The organism is Parasphingomonas frigoris, from assembly GCF_036663815.1.
Taxonomy (GTDB): Bacteria; Pseudomonadota; Alphaproteobacteria; order Sphingomonadales; family Sphingomonadaceae; genus Sphingomonas.
In genome coordinates, this window is record NZ_JAXOJQ010000001.1 from 734,016 (window position 1) to 757,686 (window position 23,671).

General features: G+C 65.9%; 23 protein-coding genes. 10 read left to right on the forward strand and 13 right to left on the reverse strand.

Translation table 11 applies throughout. The features are described 5' to 3' along the window. Positions 1 to 123 precede the first annotated feature (123 nt). The 5 genes from U1872_RS03415 to U1872_RS03435 form a co-directional block, all read right to left on the reverse strand. Complete coding sequence (locus U1872_RS03415) at positions 124 to 603, reverse strand: glutathione peroxidase (protein WP_332791451.1); 480 nt, start codon at positions 601 to 603, stop codon at positions 124 to 126. Then, complete coding sequence (locus U1872_RS03420; RefSeq protein ID WP_332791452.1) at positions 600 to 1,202, reverse strand: GNAT family N-acetyltransferase; 603 nt, start codon at positions 1,200 to 1,202, stop codon at positions 600 to 602. The genes U1872_RS03415 and U1872_RS03420 overlap by 4 nt, the downstream gene beginning before the upstream one ends. Beyond that, on the reverse strand, positions 1,199 to 1,873 hold the full coding sequence (locus tag U1872_RS03425) for an ABC transporter ATP-binding protein (protein WP_332791453.1): 675 nt from the start codon (positions 1,871 to 1,873) through the stop codon (positions 1,199 to 1,201). Before U1872_RS03425 ends, U1872_RS03420 begins: the two co-directional genes overlap by 4 nt. Continuing rightward, positions 1,866 to 3,116, reverse strand: a complete 1,251-nt coding sequence (locus U1872_RS03430; RefSeq protein ID WP_332791454.1) for a lipoprotein-releasing ABC transporter permease subunit — start codon at positions 3,114 to 3,116, stop codon at positions 1,866 to 1,868. The genes U1872_RS03425 and U1872_RS03430 overlap by 8 nt, the downstream gene beginning before the upstream one ends. 473 nt (positions 3,117 to 3,589) lie before the next feature. Next, a complete protein-coding gene (locus U1872_RS03435; protein WP_332791455.1) occupies positions 3,590 to 6,070 on the reverse strand; it encodes a TonB-dependent receptor in 2,481 nt (826 codons plus the stop codon). A gap of 259 nt (positions 6,071 to 6,329) precedes the next feature. Between U1872_RS03435 and U1872_RS03440 the strand changes: the two genes are divergently transcribed. After that, on the forward strand, positions 6,330 to 6,800 hold the full coding sequence (locus U1872_RS03440; RefSeq protein ID WP_332791456.1) for an Hsp20 family protein: 471 nt from the start codon (positions 6,330 to 6,332) through the stop codon (positions 6,798 to 6,800). 155 nt (positions 6,801 to 6,955) lie between these two features. Continuing rightward, entirely contained in the window at positions 6,956 to 8,104 is a 1,149-nt protein-coding gene (locus U1872_RS03445; protein WP_332791457.1) for an aspartyl/asparaginyl beta-hydroxylase domain-containing protein, read from the forward strand. A gap of 27 nt (positions 8,105 to 8,131) precedes the next feature. On the opposite strand, the gene pyrG is transcribed toward U1872_RS03445, so the two are convergent. Together pyrG and secG are read right to left on the reverse strand one after the other, a co-directional pair. Next, positions 8,132 to 9,766: a CTP synthase gene (gene pyrG, locus U1872_RS03450; RefSeq protein ID WP_332791458.1), complete on the reverse strand. Its 1,635-nt coding sequence runs from the start codon at positions 9,764 to 9,766 to the stop codon at positions 8,132 to 8,134. A gap of 107 nt (positions 9,767 to 9,873) precedes the next feature. After that, positions 9,874 to 10,278 carry a preprotein translocase subunit SecG gene (secG, locus tag U1872_RS03455; protein WP_332791459.1) on the reverse strand — a complete coding sequence of 135 codons (405 nt, stop codon included), beginning with the start codon at positions 10,276 to 10,278 and terminating at the stop codon, positions 9,874 to 9,876. A gap of 237 nt (positions 10,279 to 10,515) precedes the next feature. Between secG and U1872_RS03460 the strand changes: the two genes are divergently transcribed. The 8 genes from U1872_RS03460 (at position 10,516) to eda (ending at position 18,023) form a co-directional block, all read left to right on the forward strand. Next, entirely contained in the window at positions 10,516 to 10,851 is a 336-nt protein-coding gene (locus tag U1872_RS03460) for a MarR family transcriptional regulator (protein ID WP_332791820.1), read from the forward strand. A gap of 52 nt (positions 10,852 to 10,903) precedes the next feature. After that, a complete protein-coding gene (locus tag U1872_RS03465; protein ID WP_332791460.1) occupies positions 10,904 to 11,164 on the forward strand; it encodes an SH3 domain-containing protein in 261 nt (86 codons plus the stop codon). Then, positions 11,161 to 12,090 (forward strand): N-acetyl-gamma-glutamyl-phosphate reductase, encoded by a 930-nt coding sequence (gene argC, locus U1872_RS03470; protein ID WP_332791461.1) that lies wholly within the window; start codon positions 11,161 to 11,163, stop codon positions 12,088 to 12,090. Before U1872_RS03465 ends, argC begins: the two co-directional genes overlap by 4 nt. 74 nt (positions 12,091 to 12,164) lie before the next feature. Continuing rightward, positions 12,165 to 13,631: a glucose-6-phosphate dehydrogenase gene (zwf, locus tag U1872_RS03475; protein ID WP_332791462.1), complete on the forward strand. Its 1,467-nt coding sequence runs from the start codon at positions 12,165 to 12,167 to the stop codon at positions 13,629 to 13,631. Positions 13,632 to 13,782: 151 nt separating this feature from the next. Continuing rightward, positions 13,783 to 14,499, forward strand: a complete 717-nt coding sequence (gene pgl, locus U1872_RS03480; protein ID WP_332791463.1) for a 6-phosphogluconolactonase — start codon at positions 13,783 to 13,785, stop codon at positions 14,497 to 14,499. A gap of 28 nt (positions 14,500 to 14,527) precedes the next feature. After that, positions 14,528 to 16,348 carry a phosphogluconate dehydratase gene (gene edd / locus U1872_RS03485; protein WP_332791464.1) on the forward strand — a complete coding sequence of 607 codons (1,821 nt, stop codon included), beginning with the start codon at positions 14,528 to 14,530 and terminating at the stop codon, positions 16,346 to 16,348. 89 nt (positions 16,349 to 16,437) lie between these two features. Then, positions 16,438 to 17,406: a glucokinase gene (gene glk / locus U1872_RS03490; RefSeq protein WP_332791465.1), complete on the forward strand. Its 969-nt coding sequence runs from the start codon at positions 16,438 to 16,440 to the stop codon at positions 17,404 to 17,406. Next, on the forward strand, positions 17,403 to 18,023 hold the full coding sequence (gene eda, locus U1872_RS03495; RefSeq protein ID WP_332791466.1) for a bifunctional 4-hydroxy-2-oxoglutarate aldolase/2-dehydro-3-deoxy-phosphogluconate aldolase: 621 nt from the start codon (positions 17,403 to 17,405) through the stop codon (positions 18,021 to 18,023). The genes glk and eda overlap by 4 nt, the downstream gene beginning before the upstream one ends. A gap of 29 nt (positions 18,024 to 18,052) precedes the next feature. Here eda and U1872_RS03500 read toward each other — a convergent pair whose 3' ends face one another. The 6 genes from U1872_RS03500 to fabG form a co-directional block, all read right to left on the reverse strand. Continuing rightward, positions 18,053 to 18,253 (reverse strand): hypothetical protein, encoded by a 201-nt coding sequence (locus tag U1872_RS03500; RefSeq protein WP_332791467.1) that lies wholly within the window; start codon positions 18,251 to 18,253, stop codon positions 18,053 to 18,055. A 43-nt stretch (positions 18,254 to 18,296) separates the two neighbouring features. Beyond that, positions 18,297 to 20,021 carry a methyl-accepting chemotaxis protein gene (locus U1872_RS03505; RefSeq protein WP_332791468.1) on the reverse strand — a complete coding sequence of 575 codons (1,725 nt, stop codon included), beginning with the start codon at positions 20,019 to 20,021 and terminating at the stop codon, positions 18,297 to 18,299. A 119-nt stretch (positions 20,022 to 20,140) separates the two neighbouring features. Beyond that, on the reverse strand, positions 20,141 to 21,106 hold the full coding sequence (gene mltG, locus U1872_RS03510; protein WP_332791469.1) for an endolytic transglycosylase MltG: 966 nt from the start codon (positions 21,104 to 21,106) through the stop codon (positions 20,141 to 20,143). Between the two features lie 75 nt (positions 21,107 to 21,181). Continuing rightward, on the reverse strand, positions 21,182 to 22,441 hold the full coding sequence (gene fabF, locus U1872_RS03515; RefSeq protein WP_332791470.1) for a beta-ketoacyl-ACP synthase II: 1,260 nt from the start codon (positions 22,439 to 22,441) through the stop codon (positions 21,182 to 21,184). A gap of 123 nt (positions 22,442 to 22,564) precedes the next feature. After that, a complete protein-coding gene (locus U1872_RS03520; protein ID WP_010186338.1) occupies positions 22,565 to 22,801 on the reverse strand; it encodes an acyl carrier protein in 237 nt (78 codons plus the stop codon). An 83-nt stretch (positions 22,802 to 22,884) separates the two neighbouring features. Next, the gene (fabG, locus tag U1872_RS03525) at positions 22,885 to 23,625 is read right to left on the reverse strand and encodes a 3-oxoacyl-[acyl-carrier-protein] reductase (protein ID WP_332791471.1); all 741 of its coding nucleotides are present in this window, start codon (positions 23,623 to 23,625) and stop codon (positions 22,885 to 22,887) included. Between the last annotated feature and the right edge of the window lie 46 nt (positions 23,626 to 23,671).

Below are 23,671 nucleotides of genomic sequence, written 5' to 3' on the forward strand. Positions count from 1 at the left end.
CGAAGGCGCGAAGGAAAGTGGAAACGCGCGCAGCGCGCCCATCACCGGTCCTAAGCAATTCGAGGGTGAGCTGGATCGAAGCGCCCTCGTCGCGCCTTCGCGCCTTCGCGTGACTCCCTCTTCTTAAAGCAGCTTCGCGATATCCGCCTCGATATCGGCGGGCTTGGTCGTCGGCGCATAGCGCTCGACCACGCGGCCGTCCTTGCCGACGAGGAACTTGGTGAAGTTCCACTTGATCCCCTCGGTCCCGAGGAAGCCCGGCGCCTGCTTCTTGAGTTCGGTGAACAAAGGATCGGCGTTCGATCCGTTGACGTCGACCTTGGCGAACACCGGGAAGGTCACGTCGTAGGTCAGCGAACAGAAATTGGCGATCTCGGCCGCATCGCCGGGCTCCTGCGCGCCGAATTGGTTGCACGGGAAACCGAGCACTTCGAAATCCTGCCCTGCGAACGTGCGGTGCAGCGCCTCGAGCCCCTCATATTGCGGCGTAAACCCGCATTTCGACGCCGTGTTGACGATCAAAAGCACCTTGCCGGTATAGCGCGACAAATCGACAGGCGCGCCGTCAGCACCCTTGACGGTCAGATCGGTGATCGCGGTCATGCGGATTTCCCTTCGTTGCGCGCGAGCAGGAAGCGCAGGTTGCGCTCGACCCCCGCCCATTCGCTGGCGATGATCGAATAGACCACAAGATCGCGCACGCGGCCATCCATCACCTGATGGTTGCGCAAGATCCCGTCGCGCTTGGCGCCGAGCCGCTCGATCGCCGCCTGCGAGCGCTTGTTGAACCAGTCGGTGCGGATCTGCACCGCGTTGCAGCCCATGACCTCGAAGGCATGGCGCAACAGCAGCAGCTTGGCCTCGGTGTTGACGCCGCTGCGCTGCACCGATTTGGCATAGAACGTCCCGCCAATCTCGAGCCGCTTATGCTGCGCGCTCATCCGCATATACCGCGTCAGGCCAACGACGCACCCGTCGGGCGTGCAGACGGTAAACGGCATCGCCCGCCCGAAGTCGCGTTCCTTGAATAGCGCCGCCATGAAGGCCTCAGGATCGGTCAGCGTCGAGACGTTGGTAAAGAACAGCTCGCTAATCTTGCCATCCGCCGCCGCCGCGACGATCGCGTCGCGATCCGCTGGCTGCGTCGGCCGCAACGTGACGTGGTCGCCACTCAGCGTCGGCGCGTCGGTCCAGGCGCTCACGCCAGCCGGCCCTCGTGCAGCCGCACCACCCGGTCCATCTTGAGCGCCATCCGCTCGTTATGCGTCGCAACCAGCGCGGCGGTCCCCTCGCCGCGCACCAGCCGGAGGAACTCGGCCAGCACGATGTCGGCGGTCGCCTCGTCGAGATTGCCGGTCGGTTCGTCCGCGAGCACCAAAGCCGGCTGGTTGGCGAGCGCGCGGGCGACCGCGACGCGCTGTTGCTCGCCGCCCGACAATTGGCTCGGGCGGTGCGTCAGGCGGTGGCCGAGGCCGAGCGCGGTGAGCAAGGCGGCGGCGCGGTCGTTTGCCTGCGGATGCGTCTTGTCGCGGATCAGCTGCGGCAGGACGACATTCTCGGTCGCGTTGAAATCGGGCAGCAGGTGATGGAATTGGTAGACGAAGCCGAGCTTGTCGCGGCGAACGCGCGTGCGACCGTCCGAGTCGAGCCGCGCGGCCTCTTCCCCGTCGATCATGATCGAGCCGCCGAAGCCACCCTCGAGCAGCCCGACCGCCTGCAGCAGCGTCGACTTGCCCGACCCCGACGGCCCGAGCAGTGCGACGATCTCGCCCGCGCCGACCTGCAGGTCGATGCCGCGCAGCACTTCGATCGTCTGGCCGCCCTGCTGGAAGCTGCGCGTCAGCCCGGTGACGGCGAGGACGGGGCTATTCATAGCGCAAAACCTGGACTGGATCGGTGCTCGCCGCCTTGAGCGCGGGGTAGAGCGTGGCGAGGAAGCTGAACAGCAACGCCATCAGCGCGATCACCGTCACCTCGACCGGATCGGTCTTGGCGGGCAAGGTGCTGAGGAAGCGGATCGAGGGATCCCACAGATTTTGCCCCGTGACGAGCTGGACGAAATCGACGACATTCTGCCGGAAATAGAGGAAGATGAAGCCGAGGATCAGGCCGGCGACGACGCCCAATGCGCCGATCGTCGTGCCGACCGTCATGAAGATGCGGATCATCGCCCCGCGGCTCGCCCCCATCGTGCGCAGGATCGCGATGTCGCGCGTCTTGGCGCGCACCAGCATGATCAGCGACGACAGGATGTTGAACACCGCGACGAGGATGATGATCGACAGCACGGTGAACATCGCGACACGCTCGACCGCGAGCGCCTCGAACAGCTGCGCGTTCATCTGCCGCCAGTCCTGGATCACCCCGCTGCGCCCGACCTTGTCGGCGAGCGGCGCGAGGATCGTGCCGACCCTGTCGGCGTCGTTGGTCTGCAGCTCGACCATGCCGACCGAGTCGCCAAGCATCATCAGCGTCTGCGCATCCTCCATCGGCATGACGACATAGGCCTTGTCGAAATCGTAGATGCCGATCGTGAAGATCGCCCCGACGGTATAGCTGACCATGCGCGGCACGGTGCCGAACGGCGTGGTCTGTCCCTGTGGGCTGATCAGCGAGATCTGGCTGCCGACCACCGCGCCCAACTGGTCGGCGAGGCCCGAGCCGATCGCGACGCGGCCGCTGCCGGGGGTGAGCGACGAGAGCGAGCCCATCACGACCTTGCTGCCGATCGCGCGGTTCGAGCGGATGTCGGCGACGCGCATCCCGCGCAGCAGCACGCCTTCGACCCGGCCATTGTAGGTCGCCATAAGCGGCTGCTCGATCATCGGGGTCGCGCTGGTGACGCCCGGCGTCTTGTCGGCGAGCGCGACGATCTCGCGCCAGTCGCGCAGCTGGCTGTTATAGCCCTGGACGACGGCGTGGCCGTTGAGGCCGACGATCTTGTCGAACAGCTCGGCGCGGAAGCCGTTCATCACGCTCATCACGATGACGAGCGCGGCGACGCCGAGCATCACCGCGACCAGGCTGATTCCGGCGACGAGGAAGATGAACCCCTCGCCCTTGCCGGGCAGCAGGTAGCGCCGGGCGATCATGCGTTCGTAACGGGAGAGGATCATGCAAGCGCGTCTAGGACGCCGGCCGGGCGCTGGCAACCGCTTCCCCCCTGTTGCGCAAGCGCCACAGGAGCGTCGCAATCGATACACATCGGCCACATTCCCAATGACAAGCCGCTCACTCACTCTTAACGCTTTTGTCACTGACACACAGGCAACGGCCGTGGTTCGGGGATTGCTTCCAGCGCCGCCATAAAGGCTGGCTGCGGAAGCGAAATGGGGGCTGACGAGCGATCGTCACGCAGGCGTCCGGGTCGGAAACGGCCCGGACGTTTGCCGTTCTGGGGAAGGCGCACACGCTGTGCGCCGGTCCGCGCAGCGGATCGCCAGAACCGGCCGGCGGGTCGCCCCTGTGGCGAACCCGACCGACGGCGGCTTTGCCGACCGGCGCTTTTCCTTACCTTCGCCCCACCGCCCTCACCCGACCTCGCTTCGCTCGGCCACCCTCTCCCGCATGCGGGAGAGGGGGTACAAGCTCAAAACGTCTTCGAGATCGTCCCCCCAAACGTCCGCGGATCGCCCGGCTGCCCGACGATCAGCCCGGTGCTGCCCGACTGCGTCGAGAGCAGCTCGAAATAATCGCGATCGAAGGCATTGCGCACCCACGCGTAGACGTTGAAATCCTTCTTGCGATAGCCGAGCCGGAAATTCGAGAGCGCGTAGCCGTCAATGTAGGTATAGGCCGAGGGCGACGGGTTGGACGAGAAGCGCGTGCGGTAGCTGCCGTCATAGCCGATGTAGACCTGCCCGCCCGACCCACCGACCGGCACGTTATATTCGCCACCATAGGACAGCGACCATTTCGAGATCCCCGGCAGGCGCTGACCCGAAATGTCGCATTGCGCGGGGCTGACGCCGCCAGCTACGCCTGCGGCAGTCGCCGGACTGGTCGCGCTCGCCGCGGTTCCGCCGGTGAGTTCGGGCGGACACGGCGCATTCTTGAAGTCGACATATTTTGCGTCGGTATAGGCGCCGTTGACATAGAGGTTGAAGCGCGGCGTCGGGCGGAAGGTGGTGTCGAACTCGAACCCGCGCGAGCGCACCTTGCCGGCATTGGCGAGGTAGCCGCGGATCACATTGATCGCATTGTTGTTCACGGTCGCCTGGTAATCCTTGATGTCGGTCCAGAAGCCCGCGAGGTTCACCGTGAGGCGACGATCGAGAAACTGCGTCTTCAGGCCGATCTCATAGGCGGTGACCTTTTCGGGCCGGACGGTCTGCGTGGTGAGGTCGACCCCGGTGCTGGTCGAATTGAGCGGCAGCCCCGACAGGTTGATCCCGCCCGACTTGAAGCTGCGCGAATAGGTCGCATAGGCGTGGATGTCGGACGAGACGTCGTACGACAGCGTCGCGTCGCCCGATACGTTCCAGGCGCTGAACTTCGGACTGTAGCTCTGCGGTGCCAGCGTGTTGATCTGGTTCTGGAAGGTCGTGCCCGCCGCCGTGCTGCGCGCCTTCGCCGCCGCCAGCAGTGCCGCGACATTGTCTGCGGTCGCGACGAAATCGTACTGGCTGTTATGGATGCTGACGACCGAGGTGTAGCTCCCCGATTTTTTGTCGTAATTGACGCGCAGGCCCGGCTGGAAGTGGAATTTCTCGGTCACCGCCCAGTTGAGCTTCCCGAACACGGCGAAGCTGGTGTTGTCGAAGGCGATCGTGTTGGTCGAGGTCAGTCCGTCGAGCACATTCGGGTTGGCGGCATCGGCGCCCGACAACAGGAAGCGGCTCGCCGCCGAGCCCTGCGCCTGGGTGCCCTGCGTGTCGATCGTCTGGTTGAAGAAGAAGGCGCCCACGGTGTAGTCAAGCCTGTTCTTGCCGTTCGAGGCGAGCCGGATCTCCTGCGAATATTGCTTCTGCTGCGACGGGTTCTGCGACACCGTGGTGATCGGCAGGCCGATGAAATCGCGGTCATTGGCCGGCTGCCAGTCCCAATAGCGCCAAGCGCTGACCGAGGTCAGCGTCGCCGGCCCGAGATCCCAATTGGCGACGAGCGACGCCCCGCCCACCTCCTGGCGCGAATTGATGCCCGCATCGAGATCGGTCACGCGATCGAACGGGTTGGTGCTCGGCGGCGTATAGCCAAAATTCGCGGCGAGAGCGGCATATTGCCGGCTGGCGACCCGCTGCGTCGTCCCGACCCGCGCATAATATTGCGCGCAGCACAGTGGGTTCTGGACGTTGAAGTCGCCCGACAACGTCAGGCTCAGCGTGTCGGTCGGCTTGTAGAGCGCCTGGCCGCGGAAGCCGAGATTGCGTTGGCGGTGCAGGTCGGTCTTGCTGGTGACGTTGTAGATCGTGCCGTCGCGCGTAGTCGCCGAGGTCGACAGGCGAACCGCCAATGTGTCGGTGATCGGCCCCGATACCGACGTCTTGAACTGCCCGAAATTGTAATTGCCGACGCTCACTTCGGCGCGGACCTCGGGCGAGAAGCTCGGCGCGCGGGTCGTGATGTTGAGCGCGCCCGAGGTGGTGTTCTTGCCGTAGAGCGTCCCCTGCGGACCGCGCAGCACCTCAACGCGGTCGACATCGATGAAGTCGAAGGTCGCCGCCCCGACGCGACCGATATAGACCCCGTCGATATAGAAACCGACGCCCTGCTCGATCCCGTCGTTGGTGAGCCCGAACGGTGCGCCGAGGCCGCGAATGTTGATCGCCGAGTTGCGCGGGTTGCTCGAATAGAATTGCAGCGAGGGGACTTGCTGCTGCAGCCGGTTGACGTTGAACGCGCCGCTCTCCGCGAGCGACTTGCCGGTCAGCACCGAGAGCGCAATTGGCACCGTCTGCTGCGTTTCGGCGCGGCGGCGCGCGGTGACGAGGATGTCCCCGCTGTCCCTTTCGGGCGCGGCGGCCTGTGGATCGGCGGCGGGCGGCGCTGCGGGAACCGGCGGTTCGGCTGGCGTGGGACTCCCTCCCAGCGCAGTCGAAGCAAGCAGCACAGCCGAAAGATGAGCGAACATGAAGGTCCCCTGATGTCGGGTTGTTCCCGAGTCGTTGCATAATGCCCACCATTCGAGGGGATTTTCACTCGCGCTCCTTCTTGGGCGCGCGATAGATCGGCTTTAGTCGCCTGAAATCGCTGCGCCGCCCCCTTGAACCACGTATCGGAAAAACCAAATTTACGGCGTGCGATGCTCGATCCGAGGTCGCATGGGCGGATCGCGCACTGGCGGATCCGGCTCGAATGCCAACCACTCGCTTGTTCGAAGGAGTAACATCATGCGCAATTTCGATTTGACCCCCTATCGCCGTTCGACCGTCGGTTTCGACCGGCTGTTCGACATGCTCGAGGCCAATGCACGGCAGGCGAGCGCCGACAATTATCCGCCCTTCAACCTCGAACGCATCGACGGGGATCGCTATCGCATCACGCTGGCGGTGGCCGGGTTCGGTCGCGACGAGATCGAGATCGTCGCGCAGCAGAATCTGCTCCAGGTGAAGGGCCGCAAGGATGCGCAGGACGAGAGCGCCGCGACCTTCCTGCATCTCGGCATCGCCAATCGCAGCTTCGAGCGCCGCTTCGAGCTCGCCGATTTCGTGCGGGTCGAGGATGCGCGGCTCAACGACGGCCTGCTCGCGATCGACCTGATCCGCGAAGTGCCCGAGGCGATGAAGCCTAAGACGATCGCGATCAAGACCGGCGCCCCGCTGGTTGCGGTCGAGCCGAGCGATGACGCCAAGGCGGCGTAACGTCGCCTGAGGCAAACGAAGCGACGGCGTCCGGAGCAATCCGGACGCTGTCTTTTGGTCGTTGCGGATCCGAAACCGCCTGCTAGCCTGTCGCTGCCGAACCCGGCCGATCAGGAGCATCCGGCCATGCCGCATCTTTCGCGCGATCCCGTCTGATGGCGTCGACGCTGCCGGTCGAGCGCTATCTGAACGAAGGCATCGCCGCGTTGCGACGCGGCGATCCGACTCGCGGCCGCGCCCTGCTTGGCGCAATCGACAGCGATCCGCGGGCGCTGTTCCCGCTCGCTTTCGCCTGTGGTGCGCTCGGCGACGAGGCGGGGGTACGCCGGGCTTTGCAGACGCTGCTCGCGCTCCAGCCTGATCATATTCCGGCGTTGATCATGATGGGCGATCTCGTCGCCCGCACCGACCAGCGCGGGGGCACCGCTTATTATCAGGCCGCGCTCGCGAATGCCGCGCAGCAAAGCACCGCGCTGACCCCCGACCTGCAGGCTGATCTTCAGCGCGTGTCGGCTTGCGTTGCGGCGACGTCGCGCGATTATGAGGCGTTCCTGCACGATCATTTGCGCTCCAACGGCATCCGGATGACGCCGGAGAATCGCCGCGTCCGGCAGGCGATCGACCTGCTCACTGGCAAGACCGAGATCTTCGTCCAGCGCCCGTCGAGCTTCTATTTCCCCGGCCTCCCGCAGATCGCCTTCTTCGAGCGCGATCAGTTCGACTGGCTCGCCGCTTTCGAGGCCAAGACGGCCGAGATCCAGACCGAGCTCCTGTCGGTGATGGCAAGCGATGGGGCGTTTCCGGCCTACGTCCAAACCCCCGCGGACCGGCCGCCGCCGCCCAATCCGCTGCGCGACGATCCGAGCTGGGGCGCCTTCCATCTGCTGCGCAACGGCGCCCCGGTTGGCGGCAATGCCGAGCGTTGCCCTGCGACGATGGCCGCACTCGCTGCGGCACCGATGCCGCGAGTCGCCAATCGCGCCCCGATGGCGCTCTTCTCACTGCTCAAGCCGGGGACGCACATCACCCCACATCATGGCATGCTCAACACACGCCTGATCGTGCATCTCCCGCTGATCGCCGCGCCCGATTGTACGTTGCGCGTCGGTGCCGAGACGCGAAGCTGGCGGATCGGCGAAGCGCTGATCTTCGACGATTCGATCGAACACGAGGCGTGGAATGGCGGCGACGCGACGCGCGTGGTGTTGCTGTTCGAAATCTGGCGCCCGGAGCTCTCGATCGCCGAGCGCGAGGCGCTAAGCGTGCTGTTCGGCGCGGTCGGGGCGTTCGTCGATCAGGGGTGACGAACGCCCGTCACCCCCGAGCCGGCATCACACCAGCCGCGATTGTTTGACCGCCGCCGCGATGAAGCTGGCAAACAAGGGGTGCGGATCGAACGGCTTGCTCTTCAGTTCGGGATGGAACTGGACGCCGACGAACCACGGATGGTCGGGCCGCTCGACGATCTCGGGTAACATGCCGTCGGGCGACATGCCGCTGAACACCAGCCCGCCCTGCTCGAGGCGCTCACGATAGGCGGTGTTGACCTCGTAGCGATGGCGATGCCGCTCAGAAATTTCGGTGCCACCATAGATGCTCGACACGACGCTGTTGCCGTCGAGCTTGGCGTCATAAGCGCCGAGCCGCATCGTCCCACCGAGATCGCCGCCATGCTCGCGCTTCTCGATTCCGGCGGTGCTCATCCACTCGGTGATCATGCCGACGACCGGCTCGTCGGTCGGACCAAATTCGGTCGAGCTGGCATCGGGAATGCCTGCGAGATCGCGCGCCCCCTCGACACATGCCATCTGCATTCCGAAGCAGATTCCGAAATACGGGATCTCGCGTTCGCGCGCGAAGCGGACGCTGGCGATCTTGCCCTCGGCGCCGCGCGATCCGAACGCACCGGGGACGAGGATCGCGTGCAGCGGCTCGAGCCGTGCGGTGATGTCGGCATCGTCGGCTTCGAACAGCTCGGCGTCGATCCACTCGACGTTGACCTTCACCTTGTTGGCGATGCCGCCATGGACCAGCGCCTCACCGAGCGATTTGTACGCGTCCTGCAGGCCGACATATTTGCCGACCACACCGACGGTGACTTCGCCCTCGGGATTGGTCACCCGGTCCATGATGTCGGTCCAGCGCGACAGGTCGGGCGCGCTGCCCGGCAGGATGCCGAACGCGTTGAGCACGGCATTGTCGAGGCCCTGCTCGTGATACTGCACCGGCACGGCATAGATGCTCTTGGCGTCGAGCGCCGGGATCACGGCTTCCTTGGGCACGTTGCAGAACAGCGCGATCTTCGCGCGATCGCTGTCAGGCAAAGGCTGCTCGCAACGGCACACCAGCACATCGGGCTGAACGCCCAGCGCAGCAAGCTCGCGCACCGAATGCTGCGTCGGCTTGGTCTTCAACTCGCCGGCCGCGGCGATGTAGGGCACGAGCGTAACGTGGATGCTGACCGAATTGCCGCGGCCCAGATCGTTACGGAGTTGGCGAATCGCTTCGATGAACGGCAGCGACTCGATGTCACCGACGGTGCCGCCGATCTCGCACAGCACGAAATCGAGGTCCTCGATCTCGGTCTGGGCAAACTCCTTGATCGCGTCGGTGACGTGCGGAATGACCTGCACGGTCGCGCCGAGATAGTCGCCGCGCCGTTCGCGCGTGATGATCTGCTGATAGATCCGCCCGCTCGTTACATTGTCGGTCTGGCGCGAGGCGACGCCGGTAAAGCGTTCATAATGCCCGAGATCGAGGTCGGTTTCGGCACCGTCGTCGGTCACATAGACTTCGCCATGCTGGTACGGCGACATCGTGCCGGGATCGACGTTGAGATAGGGATCGAACTTGCGGATCCGCACGCGATAGCCGCGTGCCTGGAGCAAAGCAGCGAGGCTCGCTGCCATAAGACCCTTGCCAAGCGACGAGACCACGCCGCCGGTGATAAAGATAAACCGCGCCATGGGAGAAAAGGCCTAGCGTCAAACGGGGTGGCGCGGCAAGCGCGCGACTCCGACAATGTTGGTAAAGTGCGCGGCCGGTCGCACGACGCGACGTGGCCGCACGCGACTTATTGAGCGAGCGGGACTGCGCTGTTGCCGACCGGCGCGGCGCTGTTCGGCGCGGGCTGGAGCGCGTTGCGCGCGCCCGAGGCGAACGGCACGTTCGGGTCGACCGGGGCCGACTGCGGCTGGATCGGCGCGGTGACCGCAGCGGGCTTGGCGCCCGCATCGACCTTCACCGACTTACCCTGCGCCGCCAGCACCGCGAGCAGGATGCTCAACGCGATGAACAGGCCGCCGAGGATCGAAGTTGCCCGCGTCAGGAAATCGGCGGCACCGCGCGCCGACATCAGCCCCGACGGGCTGCCGCCCATGCCGAGCCCGCCGCCCTCGGAGCGCTGCATCAAAACGACCGTCACCAGCCCGAGGGCGATGACGAAATGGACCACGAGGAGGAACTGGAACAGAAACATGAAGCGGGCTGATTCCTTGAGGACGCTTTGGCAGCGAAGCCGGGCACATAGGCGAGGTAAGCCCGACGATCAACAGGCGCGCGTCGTCACCAACCGTCAACATTTCGCCATCGAACTGAAACCTGTTTCCGTGCGGGACGTTAAGCACCCAGGAATATCCCCAATCCTGGGGATTTGCCGAGTTATTTGCGGACACTTGCCGTGGCTTTACACACAGATCATGCGCTCGCCGAATGGATGCAGACGCTGGTCGATTATGTTCGGTCGGGTGAACCCGACCTGACCAATCGGCAGATGGCGTTGCTGCTCGTCGTCTACCTCAAACCAGGGCCGCATACGGTGCGCGGTTTGGCCGCGATGCTCAATGTATCGAAGCCTGTCGTCACGCGCGCCTTGAACAGGCTCGGTACCCTGGGCTATCTGCGCCGCCAACGGGACGATAATGACAAGCGTAACATCTTTGTTGCGCGCACGTCCGAGGGGGCAAGTTTTCTTGACGAGTTCGGCCAATTCATCGGCGACAGTACGCCCCAGCCCGCACGCCAGCGGCTCGTCCGACACGCCTCCGCGTAAGAGTTTCGCGCTGTCGGGCCATTCGGTTGCGCTCGATCCGCGGACCTGTGCGGTGCGGCGCGATCTCGCCGACATCCGCCTCGCCGATCGCGTATTCGCGCCGCATTACGCGTCGTGCGTGCAACGCGTGTTGATCGCTGCTACCGGATTGCGCGAAGGCGCTGATCAGGAGTCCGCCGTGCTGACCGAGCTCAATCAAGGAGACGTGTTCGAGGTGCTCGAATTCGTCAAAGGCCGGGCCTGGGGGCGTGCCCCCGGCGCCGGACTGGTCGGCTATGTCGATGCCGCCGCCTTGTCGTGGCCGGCGGAATGAGCGTCTCGGTCTTCATCGACGGCGCTGCCGGCACCACCGGCCTCGAGATTCGCGAGCGGCTCGCCGGGCGCGACGACATCAGCCTGGTGCTGCTCGACGATGCCCGCCGCAAGGATCCGCGCGCCCGCGCGGAAGCGCTCAACGACAGCGATTTCGTGATCCTGTGCCTGCCCGACGACGCTGCGCGCGAGGCGGTCGGCCTGATCGCCAACGATCGCACCCGCGTCATCGACGCTTCGACCGCGTATCGCACCGCCGATAGCTGGAGCTATGGCTTTGCCGAACTCGAGCCGGGGCAGCACGCCGCGATCGCCGAGGCCAAGCGCGTGACCAATCCCGGCTGCTACCCGACCGGTTTCCTCGCGCTCGTCCGCCCGCTGGTCCGCGCCGGGTTGCTGCCGGTCGATTGGGGCGTCAGCGTCAATGCGGTGTCGGGCTATTCCGGCGGCGGCAAGGCGATGATCGCCGACTATGAAGGCGTCAATCCGCCCCCGGCGACGCGCGCCTATGCGCTCGGGCTCGCGCACAAGCACGTCCCCGAGATGCAGAAGCATGCCCGGCTCGAACATCCGCCGATCTTCACCCCGGCGGTCGCCAACACCTATCGCGGGATGATCGTCGAGGTGCCGCTCGCTCTGCATCTCTTTCCACGGCGGCCATCGCTCCACGTCTGCGAGGCCGTGCTGCGCGAAGCCTATCCCGAAGGCGGGCTGATCCAGGTCGCCGACGGGCAGGTCGACAGCGTGCAGATCGAGGACGATGCTGGCACCGACCGCCTCACGCTGCGTGTCTGCGGGAATCCCGATCGGGGCCAGGCGCGCCTGATCGCGACGCTCGACAATCTCGGCAAGGGGGCGGCGGGCGCGGCGGTGCAGAACCTCAATATCATGGCGGGATTCGATCCGCTCGCCGGATTGACGGTCTAGCATAGCAATTCATCTTGGCGGCGCGCGCGTCGCTCAGTAGGGGGTGCGCTTCCCCCCAGGAGCTCGATTTTCGCATGGTCAACCGCACGCCCGTCGGCAAACTCCTTCTGTTCGGTGCGACCGGCGACCTTGCGCAACGCATGCTGTTGCCGTCGCTCTATGGCCTGCATGCCGACGGTTTGCTGCCCGAGGGGCTGACGATCACCGGCACTGCGCGCTCGGAGAATAGCGACGAGAGCTACCGCAAGTTCGCCAAGGAAGCGCTCGAGAAGTTCGTTCCCAAGGACCGGATGGACGCCAAGGCGATCAAGACGTTCCTCGAGCGCGTTCAGTACCAGGCGCTCGATGCCACCGACATGGCGCACTACAAGGAGCTCGCGGCCAAGGTGGGCGATGTGGCCGGCGGCCTCGCGATCTTCCTGTCGACGGCGCCGTCCTTGTTCGAGCCCGTCATCCGCGGGCTCGAATCGGCCGGCCTCGCCGGCGACACGGTCCGCATCGGGCTGGAGAAGCCGCTCGGCTACGATCTCGCCTCGAGCCGCGAGATCAACGACACCGTCGCGACCGCATTCCCCGAGGAGCGGACCTTCCGGATCGATCACTATCTCGGCAAGGAGACGGTGCAGAACATCCTGGCCTTGCGCTTCGGCAATTCCTTCTTCGAGCCGGTGTGGAACGCGCGCGGGATCGACAACGTCCAGATCACGATCTCGGAAACGGTCGGGCTCGAGGAGCGTGCGGCCTATTATGACGGCGCGGGCGCGTTGCGCGACATGGTCGCCAATCACATGCTCCAGTTGCTCGCCCTGATTGCGATGGAACCCCCTGCCCGCTTCGACGGCAATGCGATCCGTGACGAGAAGGCCAAGGTGTTCCGTTCGCTGCGTACGATCCAGCCCGAGGAGGCGCCCCGCGACACCGTCACCGGCCAATATGGCGCGGGCGCGAGCGGCGGCGAGATCGTCAAGGGCTATATCGACGAGCTCGAGAAGCCTTCGACCACCGAGACCTTCGTCGCGATCAAGGCGCATGTCGACAATTGGCGCTGGCAGGGCGTGCCCTTCTACCTGCGCACCGGCAAGCGCATGCCGACGCGGCGCTCCGAGATCGCGATCCAGTTCAAGCCCGTGCCGCATTCGATGTTCTCGAACCGCGGCGGGCTGCTCCAGCCGAACGTCTTGGTGATCCGGTTGCAGCCCGAGGAATATGTCCAGCTGCTGGTGATGGCGAAGGAGCCGGGGCTCGACCGCGACGGGATCCGATTGCGCGAAGTGCCGCTGAACCTCAGCCTCGACGCCGAATTCGCGGGCTCGCGCCGGCGGATCGCGTATGAGCGGCTGCTGCTCGATCTGATCGAGGGCGACCAGACGCTGTTCGTGCGCCGCGACGAGGTCGAGGCGCAGTGGACCTGGATCGACGCGATCCGCGCGGGTTGGGTTGCGAATGACATGAAGCCGAAGAGCTATGCTTCGGGCAGCTGGGGCCCGAGCGCGGCGATCGCGCTGACCGAGCGCGACGGGGTGACCTGGCTGGACGAATAGAGAATCTCCCTCTCCCGCTTGCGGGAGAGGGCAAGCGAGCGCAGCGAAGCGAGGGAGAGGGCAGTGACGCGGACGCTGGTTCGTGTGGCACGCCCCTCTCCCCGACCCTCTCCCGCAAGCGGGAGAGGGAGAAGGAAAAGAAAGAAAAGACATGAGCGACGAACACGAAATCGAATGGTGGGACTATGAAGACGCCGAGGAGATGGCTGCTGCCGTCGCCGGCGATATCGGATTCATCATCGACAGCGCGATCGATGCGCGCGGCGCTGCCGTCATCGCGCTGTCGGGCGGCAAGACGCCGATCCCGATCTACGCCAAGCTCGCCGCCGCCAAGCACGACTGGAAGCGCGTGACGATCGTCCCCGTCGACGAGCGCATCGTGCCGCTGGGCGATCCGCTGTCGAACGTCACGATGATCGCCAAGGCGTTCCTCCCCAAGGGCGCGCGCGTGATGCCGATCGTCCCGACCGCGACCGCCGACTACAAGGCCGCCGGCCGCTCGGCCGATGCGCTGATGCAGGATCTGCACTGGCCGCTCGACCTGTGCCTGCTCGGCGTCGGCGCCGACGGCCATACCGCCTCGATCTTCCCCGGCCCCGATTATGACGAAGCGCTGTCGGGCCCGAACGAACGCCGCGCGCTCGGCGTGATGCCCGATCCCCTCCCCCCGGAAGCCCCGGTTGCCCGCGTCACGCTCAGCCGCGCCGCGATCGTCTCGGCGCGTGCGCTGATCATCGCAGTGACGGGCGACGCCAAGAAATCGGTGATCGAGGCCGCGATCAAGCAGGGGCCGTCGTCGAAATATCCGATCGGACGCGTGCTTGCCGATGCCGAGCTGCCGGTGGATATTCACTGGGCCGCCGAATGATCTCCAACCCCTCCCCGGGAAGATTGTCGTGACCCTCCATCCTGAAATCGCCGCGGTCACCGACCGCATCATCACCCGCTCCAAGCCGACGCGCGACGCCTATCTGTCGCTGATCGGCCGGGCGCGCGACACGCATATCGAGCGGCCCGCGATGGGCTGCGCCAACGCCGCGCATGCCTATGCCGGCACCGAGGAGGATCGCCCCGCGCTCACCGCCGCCAAGGCGATGAACATCGGGATCGTCACCTCGTATAACGACATGCTCTCGGCACATGCGCCTTACTATCGCTACCCCGAGCAGATGAAGATCTGGGCGCGCGAAGCCGGGGCGACCGCGCAGGTCGCCGGCGGCGTGCCGGCGATGTGCGACGGCGTGACGCAGGGCTATGCCGGCATGGAGCTGTCGCTGTTCAGCCGCGACACGATCGCGCTCTCGACCGCCATCGCGCTCAGCCACGGCATGTTCGAAGGCGCGGCGCTGCTCGGCATCTGCGACAAGATCGTGCCCGGCCTGCTGATGGGAGCGCTGCGCTTCGGTCATTTGCCGATGGTGCTGATTCCAGCAGGGCCGATGCCCTCGGGCCTCGCCAACAAGGCCAAGGTCGAGGTCCGGGAAGCCTATGCCGAGGGCAAGGTCGGCCGCGACGCATTGCTCGAGGCCGAGATCGGCGCCTACCATTCGAAGGGCACCTGCACCTTCTTCGGCACCGCCAATTCGAACCAGATGATGATGGAGATGATGGGCCTGCACATGCCCGGCGCCGCCTTCATCAATCCCGGTACCAAGCTGCGCCAGGAGCTCACGCGCGCGGCTGTCCACCGCGTCACGCAGATCGGCTGGCACGGCGACAGCTATCGCCCGATCGGCCTGTGCGTCGATGAGAAAGCGATCGTCAACGCGGCGATCGGCCTGCTCGCGACCGGCGGATCGACCAATCATCTGCTGCATTTGCCGGCGATCGCCGCCTGCGCCGGGATCGTCATCGACTGGGAGGATTTCGATCGCCTGTCGAAGGCCGTCCCGCTCGTCGCGCGCGTCTATCCCAATGGCGCGGCCGACGTGAACGGCTTCGAGGATGCCGGCGGCATGCCCTACGTCATCCGCGAACTCGCCGATGCCGGCCTGCTCCACCGCGACCTGATGACCGTCGCGAGCGCGGACATGACCGATTACGGCCGCAAGCCGCAGCTCGACGACGCTGGTACGCTCAACTGGGTCGATCCCGGTCCGAGCGGCGACGAGACGATCGTGCGCACCCCTGCGGCGCCGTTCGCGCCCGAGGGCGGCTTCCGCATCCTCACCGGTAATCTCGGCCGCGCGTGCATCAAGGTGTCGGCGGTCGAGCGCGATCGCTGGACGATCGAGGCCCCCGCCGCGGTGTTCCACGACCAGGCTGCGGTGATCGCCGCATTCCAGGCGGGCGAACTGACGCGCGACGTCGTCGTGGTGATGCGCTTCCAGGGCCCGCGCGCCAACGGCATGCCCGAACTGCACAAGCTCACGCCGGCGCTCGGCGTGCTGCAGAACCGCGGCTTCCGGGTGGCGCTCGTCACCGACGGGCGGATGTCGGGCGCGAGCGGCAAGGTGCCCGCGGCGATCCATTGCTCGCCCGAGGCTTTGGGCGACGGCCCGCTGTCGCGCGTGCAGGACGGCGACATCATACGGCTCGATGCCGAGGCGGGTGTGCTCGAGGCTTTGGTCGATCCGGTGGAGTGGGCCGCGCGTGTTCCAGCGACCGCTCCGCCCGAGGCCGATGGCATGGGCCGCGAACTCTTCGGCCTGTTCCGCGCCAACGCCAACGAGGCCGAACGCGGCGCGTCGCCCTTGCTGACGGGCATGGGGTGGTAAAGGTCGATGCCCTTCTAAAGCTCCTCCCCTAAAAGGGGAGGGGCGTAATCTGGTCGCCGGTCACGCGCGCCTTGACGGAGAGAGATAGAATGGAAGTCGTTTCGGTCGATATTGGCGGCACCCACGCACGCTTCGCGATTGCCGAGGTCGAAGGCGGCCGGGTGGTCGAGCTCGGCGAACCAGTGACGCTCAAGACCGCGGAATATGCCGGTTTCCAGACCGCGTGGGAGGCGTTCGGCGCGCAATCGGGCCGTGACCTGCCGCGCGCCGCCGCGATCGCGGTCGCCTCGCCGATCAGCGGGGACGTGATCAAGCTGACCAACAATCCGTGGGTGATCCGCCCGCCGCTGATCAAGGAACGGCTGCACGTCGACAGTTTCGTGCTGATCAACGATTTCGGCGCGGTCGGCCAGGCGGTCGCGCAGGTCGATCATGGCGACTTCCTGCATCTGTGCGGCCCCGACGTGCCCTTCCCCGATCACGGCGTGATCACGGTCTGCGGTCCGGGCACCGGGCTCGGCGTGGCGCAGGTGCTGCGCACGGCCGAGCGTTACCATGTGCTCGAGACCGAGGGTGGGCATATCGATTTCGCGCCGCTCGACGGGATCGAGGATGCCTTGGTTAAGCGCCTGCGCCAGAATTACACGCGCGTCTCGGCCGAGCGGATCGTCTCGGGCCCCGGCATCGTCGCGATCTACGAAACGCTCGCCGATATCGAGCATCGTTCGATCACCCGGCTCGACGACAAGGCGATCTGGTCCGCCGCGCTGGAGGATGGCGACAGCCTCGCCGTCACCGCGCTCGACCGCTTCTGCCTGAGCCTCGGCGCGGTGGCGGGCGATCTCGCGCTGGCGCACGGCGCCAACGGCGTGGTGATCGCCGGCGGCCTCGGGCTGCGGCTCAAGGACCATTTCCGCAAGTCGGGCTTTGCCGAGCGCTTCGCGGCCAAGGGGCGCTTCCAGAACCGCATGTCGACGATCCCCGTCAAACTCATCACCTATCCGCAGCCCGGCCTCTTCGGCGCAGCGGCCGCTTATGCGCAGGAGTATACACGATGACCGCTGTCCCCACGATTACCGATATCATGCAGACCAGTGCCGTCATCCCGGTGCTGGTGATCGACGATGCCGCAACCGCGCGTCCGCTCGCCGAGGCGCTGGTCGCCGGCGGGCTCAAGGTGCTCGAGGTCACGCTGCGCACCCCCGCCGCGCTCGACGCGATCCGCGAGATGAAGAAAGTCCCGGGCGCGATCGTCGGCGCTGGCACGGTGGTCAATCCCGACCAGTTCGCCCAGGCGGTCGAAGCCGGCGCGGAGTTCATCGTCTCGCCCGGGCTAACCGAGCGCCTTGCGCGGCCGATCATCGCGAGCGGCGTCCCGTTCCTGCCCGGGATTGCCAATGCCGCCGACATCATGCTCGGCCTGGATCTGGGGCTGACCCACTTCAAATTCTTCCCGGCCGAAGCGAATGGCGGGCTCAAGGCGCTCAAGGCGCTGGCCGCTCCTTTCTACCAGTGCCGCTTCTGCCCGACTGGCGGGATCAGCGAAGCGAGCGCGCCGGAATGGCTCGGCTTTGCGCCGGTGCTGTGCGTCGGTGGCAGCTGGATCACCCCCAAGGGCGCGTCGATGGCCGAGGTCGAGACGCTCGCGCGGGCGGCGAACGGCTTGCGCGGCTGAACCGCTCTTTCCGCCTTCCCGCCGTGGTGTCAGGCGGGAGGGCGCCGGCCCGTCTTCATCGCGACGCGCGGTGGCACGGTGCGAAGTACCCTACCGGCTTCCTCGGCCTCGGCGAGGGAGCGGAAGGTGACGTCGAGCCAGCGATCCTCCAGTGGCGAATACAGTCCCCATTGTGCGCCACGCTCGCCGTTCGCGCGCGACGCCGCGATAAAGTTTTCATGCCCCGTCATGAATGTGCAATATCATCAAACCTCGGGGCGCACCATCGACCCGCTAGCCGTGGCCCAGCAGCGCCGGCTCGGCCGGATGCAGCTTCTCGAAGAACAGCGACAAGGCCCCCGCGATCGCGGTCGCGCTCTGCTCGACCTGGCTGGCATCCGAGCGGACGTGTCGCGCCCAGCCCTCGACCGCGACTGCCGCGGCGGACACATCGGCGACCCGCCCGCTGACGACATCGAGATCGGACGCCGCCCCGGTGACGTTGCGATTGATGATGGACCCGCTTTGCGCCTGCTCGTCGATCGTCACCGCCAGGACGTTCGAGCCGTGCGCGATCTCGGCGATCCGCTCGCCGATCCGGGCAAGACCCTCGCTTGCGTCGTGCGCGGCGCCCTGCATCGTCGCGATCTTCTCGGCGATCTCGTCCGCGGCGCGCGCTGACTTGCCGGCGAGCATCTTGACCTCGCCCGCCACGACCGAGAAACCCCTGCCGGCGTCCCCGACGCGCGCCGCCTCGATCGTCGCGTTGAGTGCGAGCAGATTGGTCTGTTTGGCAATGCCGCCGATCACGTCGACGATGTTGCCGACCGTCATCGCATTGCGCTGCACCAGCGCCATCTGTTCGGCCAGCAGTGCCACGTCGGCGGTCGCCTCGGCGGTGAGTTCGGCCGATTGGCGCGTGCTCTTGCTCGACTGGCCGAGTGCGGTCATAAATTGCGTCGTCGCGACCGCTATGTCGGTCGCGCCATCGACCGCGCGGGTCACCGCCGCGCGGACTTCGCCGAGTTCGCTGCTGGCGCGCGCCGAATGCCCTGTCAGTTCGCTCGAAGTGTCGAGCAGTTGCGCGGCGGACGAGCGCAGTCCCTCGAGCGCTTCGGCGATCTGGCGTTCCAGATGCTTGGCCGAAAGCCCGATCGTGCGATTGCGCAGCGCCTCGGCCGCTTCCGCTTGCCGTTCGGCCTGTGCGCGGTCGAGCGCGGCGCGCGCGTCGCGGCCGGCCTGCGCCGCGTTCTGCGCCTGCAGCCGGGAACGTTCGAGGACCGAGGCGCGAAACACTTCGATCGCGCGTGCCATCCGGCCAATCTCGTCCTGCCGATCGACATGCGGGGTACGCCCCTCGGTGTCGCCCGCGGCAATTCGCCCCATGTCTGCCTCGATATCCGCCAGCGGTCGCACGACGGTCCGGCGGACAATCATGAAGGTCGTCGTCGCGGCCAGGCCAAAGAGGCTGATGCTGGCGATGAGACTGACAATCTGGTCCTGCCGCTCGAGATAGCGGCTACGCGCCAGCAGTCGCTTCACGAGCTGCTCCTGATCGATGATCAAGGCATCGGCGATGGTCGAGGCGGCGCGTTCGTTGGGCCGGACCTGCTTGCGAAAATCGTCCAGCGCCTGCGCGGTGTCGCCGCGGGCAGCCGCGGTCGCCACTGCCGAAAGCCAATCGAGCACGATCGCCTGGCTCCGCAGATAGGCTGCCCGCTGATTGCCGTGGCCGAACGCGGGGTTGCGCACCAGCGTGCCGAGCAAGTCCCGCATCTGCGTCGATCGATGACCGAACTTGCCCTGGATGACGCGGAGCTCGCCGCGATCCCGCTCGATCAGCAGGTTGAGCGCGTCGCGTTGCAGCGACCGGCTGAGCGAGCGCACCTCGATCAGCCCGACATGGACAGTTTCGCTGCGGTCGAGCGCTTCGCGTGCCGCCTCGAGCCGCTGCCCCGTGCCGAGGCTGATCAGCCCCAGCAGGCCGACGAGGCAGAGCATCAGGAAAACAGGAACCATCAGCCGAGCGACCATGCTCTGCGACCAGAGTGTTAGGGGATGTTTAGCCATACCGCGAGCCGGTACCGGCTGCTTCTTAACCGCATATGACAGTTGAGAAATTTGTCGCGGCTCCGCCGCTAGATCCCGTGCGCTGCGCGATAGGCGCGCCATTTGGCGACGTTGGCGTTATGCTGTTCCAGCGTGTCGGCGAAGACATGACCGCCCGATCCGTCCGCGACGAAATAGAGCGCATTGGATGCGGCCGGATTGAGCACCGCGTCGATCGATGCGCGCCCGGGATTGCAGATCGGCCCGGCGGGTAGACCGACCATCGCATAGGTGTTGTAGGCATTCACGGCATGCACCTCGGACAGCAGGATCTTGCGCCCGAGCGGCCGGCCCTTGGTGATCGGATAGATGATCGTCGGATCGGCCTGCAGCATCATACCGCGCTTCAACCGGTTCGAATAGACCGCCGCGACCATCGCGCGCTCGCTCGGCTTGCCGGTTTCCTTCTCGACGATCGAGGCGAGGATCAGCGCCTGTTCGGGGGTCGTTACCGCAAGCCCCGGCGCGCGCTTCGCCCAGGCGGCGGCGAGGTAGCGTTTGCGCACGCTCTGCATCCGCTTGAGGATGAAGCTGCGCTCGTCGCCGCGCTGGAAGGCGTAGCTGTCGGGCAGCACGCTGCCTTCCTCGGGAATGGCGACGGTGCCCTTCAGTTCGGTCGCACGGTCGAGCGCGTCCTTGACCATCACTGACGGCCACCCTTCCGGGATCGTCACGAAGCGCTGGATCGTCTTGGTGCCCTGCAGCACCTTGAGGATATCGGCCTGGCTGAGATGCGCGGGAATGCGATATTCGCCCGCCTTGATCGGTGCGTCGGCGCCGAACAGCTTGGCGAACAGGCGAAAGCGGGTCGCCGACGCGATCGCGCCCGATTTCTCGAGTACGACAGATGCGCCTGCCAGGCTCGTACCGGGCGTGATCTGCACGCTGATCGGGCGCTTGAGCTGGCCGCGCCCGCCCCACATCTGCACGACGACGAGCAGCGCGCCGATTGCGGCAAGGCCAAGGAGCAGTCCGATGCATCCAACCTTGCGCATGCCGCTATCCTTGCTTCGCGTCGAGCGGCGGACCGGACGCCGTGCGCCATGCTTCGGTGAGCGCACGGCGCGCCCTCACATCGCGCGCATGACGAGGCTGGCATTCGTCCCGCCGAAGCCGAACGAATTGTTGAGCACCGCTTTGACCGAACGCTTCTTGGCGACATGCGGCACGAGGTCCACGCCGACGCAATTGGGGCTCGGATTGTCGAGGTTGAGCGTTGGCGGCACGATCTGGTCGCGCATCGCGAGAATGCAGAAGATGCTCTCGACCGCGCCCGCCCCGCCGAGCAAATGCCCGATCGCCGACTTGGTCGAACTCATCGACATCGTCTGGATGTTGTCGCCGAACAGGCGGCGCACCGCGTTCAGTTCGAGCTCGTCGCCGAGCGGGGTCGAGGTGCCGTGCGCGTTGATATAATCTATGTCGGAAAGTTGCAGCCCCGACTTGCGCAGTGCCATCTCCATCGAGCGGAACGCGCCCGAACCCTCGGGATGCGGTGCGGTGACGTGATAGGCATCGCCCGACAGGCCGTAGCCGATCACTTCGGCATAGATCTTGGCGCCGCGCGCCTTGGCATGCTCATATTCCTCGAGGCAGACGACGCCCGCGCCCTCGCCCATCACGAAGCCATCACGGTCCTTGTCATAGGGTCGGCTGCCCTTTTCGGGGGTCGCATTGAAGTTGGTCGAGAGCGCGCGCGCCTGCGAGAAGCCGGCGATGCCCAAGGGGCAGATCGCGCCTTCGGCACCGCCCGCCAGCATCACGTCGGCATCGTCCATCGCGATCATGCGCGCGGCATCGCCGATCGAATGCGCGCCGGTCGAGCAAGCGGTGACGACGGCGTGGTTGGGCCCCATCAGGCCGTATTTGATCTGCACCTGGCCGGTGATCAGGTTGATCAGGCGACCGTGGACGAAGTGCGGGGAAACGCGACGTGGCCCCTTTTCGTGCAGCACGATCGATTCGCTGGCGATTCCCGGCAGGCCGCCGATGCCGGCGCCGATCGAGCAGCCGGCGCGATATTTCTGCTCCTGCGTCATGTCGAGCAGGCCGGCGTCTTCGAGCGCCTGGCCGGCCGCATCGATCCCGTAGATGATGAAGGGATCGACCTGACGCTGGACCTTGTGGTCGACGCGCTTGTTCGGGTCGAAGCCGTAGGGATGGTCGGCGGGCTTAACCTCGCACGCGATGGTGCAGGCATAATCGGTCGCGTCGAAGCGCGTGATCGTCCCCGCGCCCGATTTAGCCGCAAGGATATTCGCCCAGGCGGTTTCGACATCGGCGCCGAGCGGCGTCACGAGCCCCAGTCCGGTTACGACAACACGCCGCATGGCCATCTCCGTGTAAATTCTTGGTCTTCGTAAATGGGAACGGCCCCCAGCCCCCGGTCATTGCCCTGGGACGGGGAGCCGCTCCTGTAGATCAGCCATGCGGCCGCGCTAAAAGCGCTGGGCTCAGCTCTTGTGCTCGTCGATGAAGGTGATCGCGTCCTTGACGGTCGTGATCTTCTCGGCAGCATCGTCGGGGATTTCGACTTCGAATTCTTCTTCGAAAGCCATCACGAGCTCGACGATGTCGAGGCTGTCCGCGCCCAGATCGTCGATGAAGCTCGCATCCTCGGTCACCTTGTCGGCTTCGACGCCGAGATGCTCGACGACGATTTTCTTAACGCGGTCTGCGGTCTCGCTCATTGTATCGTCCCTCTATCGATGGGGGTGTTGGAATTTCCTGAACGCACGTAGAACGCGCGTCCCAGGCTTGCAAGTAGGGACGCTCAGATCATCGCCATGCCGCCATTGACGTGCAACGTCTGACCCGTGACGTAGCCCGCCTCACGGCTGGAGAGATAGACGACGGCGGCGCCAATGTCTGCCCCCGCGCCCATTTTTCCCATCGGAATACGCGCGTTGAGCGCCTCTTTCTGCGCATCGGGCAGCGTTTCGGTCATCGGCGAGGCGATGAAGCCGGGCGCGACGCAATTGACGGTGATCCCGCGGCTGGCGAGTTCCTGCGCGAGTGCCTTCGACATCGCGGTGAGCGCACCCTTGGAGGCGGCGTAATTGGCCTGTCCCGGGTTTCCCGTCGTTCCGACGACCGATGTGATCGACACGATTCGCCCGAAGCGCGCCTTCATCATCGGACGTGCCGAGGCGCGCGCGAGCCGGAACGCGGCTTCGAGGTTGACGCGGATCACTTGGTCCCATTCGTCATCCTTCATCCGCATGACGAGATTGTCGCGCGTGATGCCTCCATTGTTGACGAGAATGTCGAGCTTGCCGCCGAGCGCCTCGACCGCGGCCGGCACGAGCGCATCGACCGCTGCGCCATCCGACAGGTCGCACGGCAGCGCGACGTGATCGCCGCCGAGGCTGTCGCGGAACGCCTCGAGCTTGGCGACATTGGACCCGGAAACCGCCAACCGCGCGCCCTGCGCGGCGAGCGCCTGCGCGATTGCCGAGCCGATCCCGCCGGAGGCTCCGGTCACGAGCGCGGTCATGCCTGTAAGGTCGAACATCAGTCTCTCTCCTTCTTGCCTGCCACCACCGGGGGCGGCCGGGCGA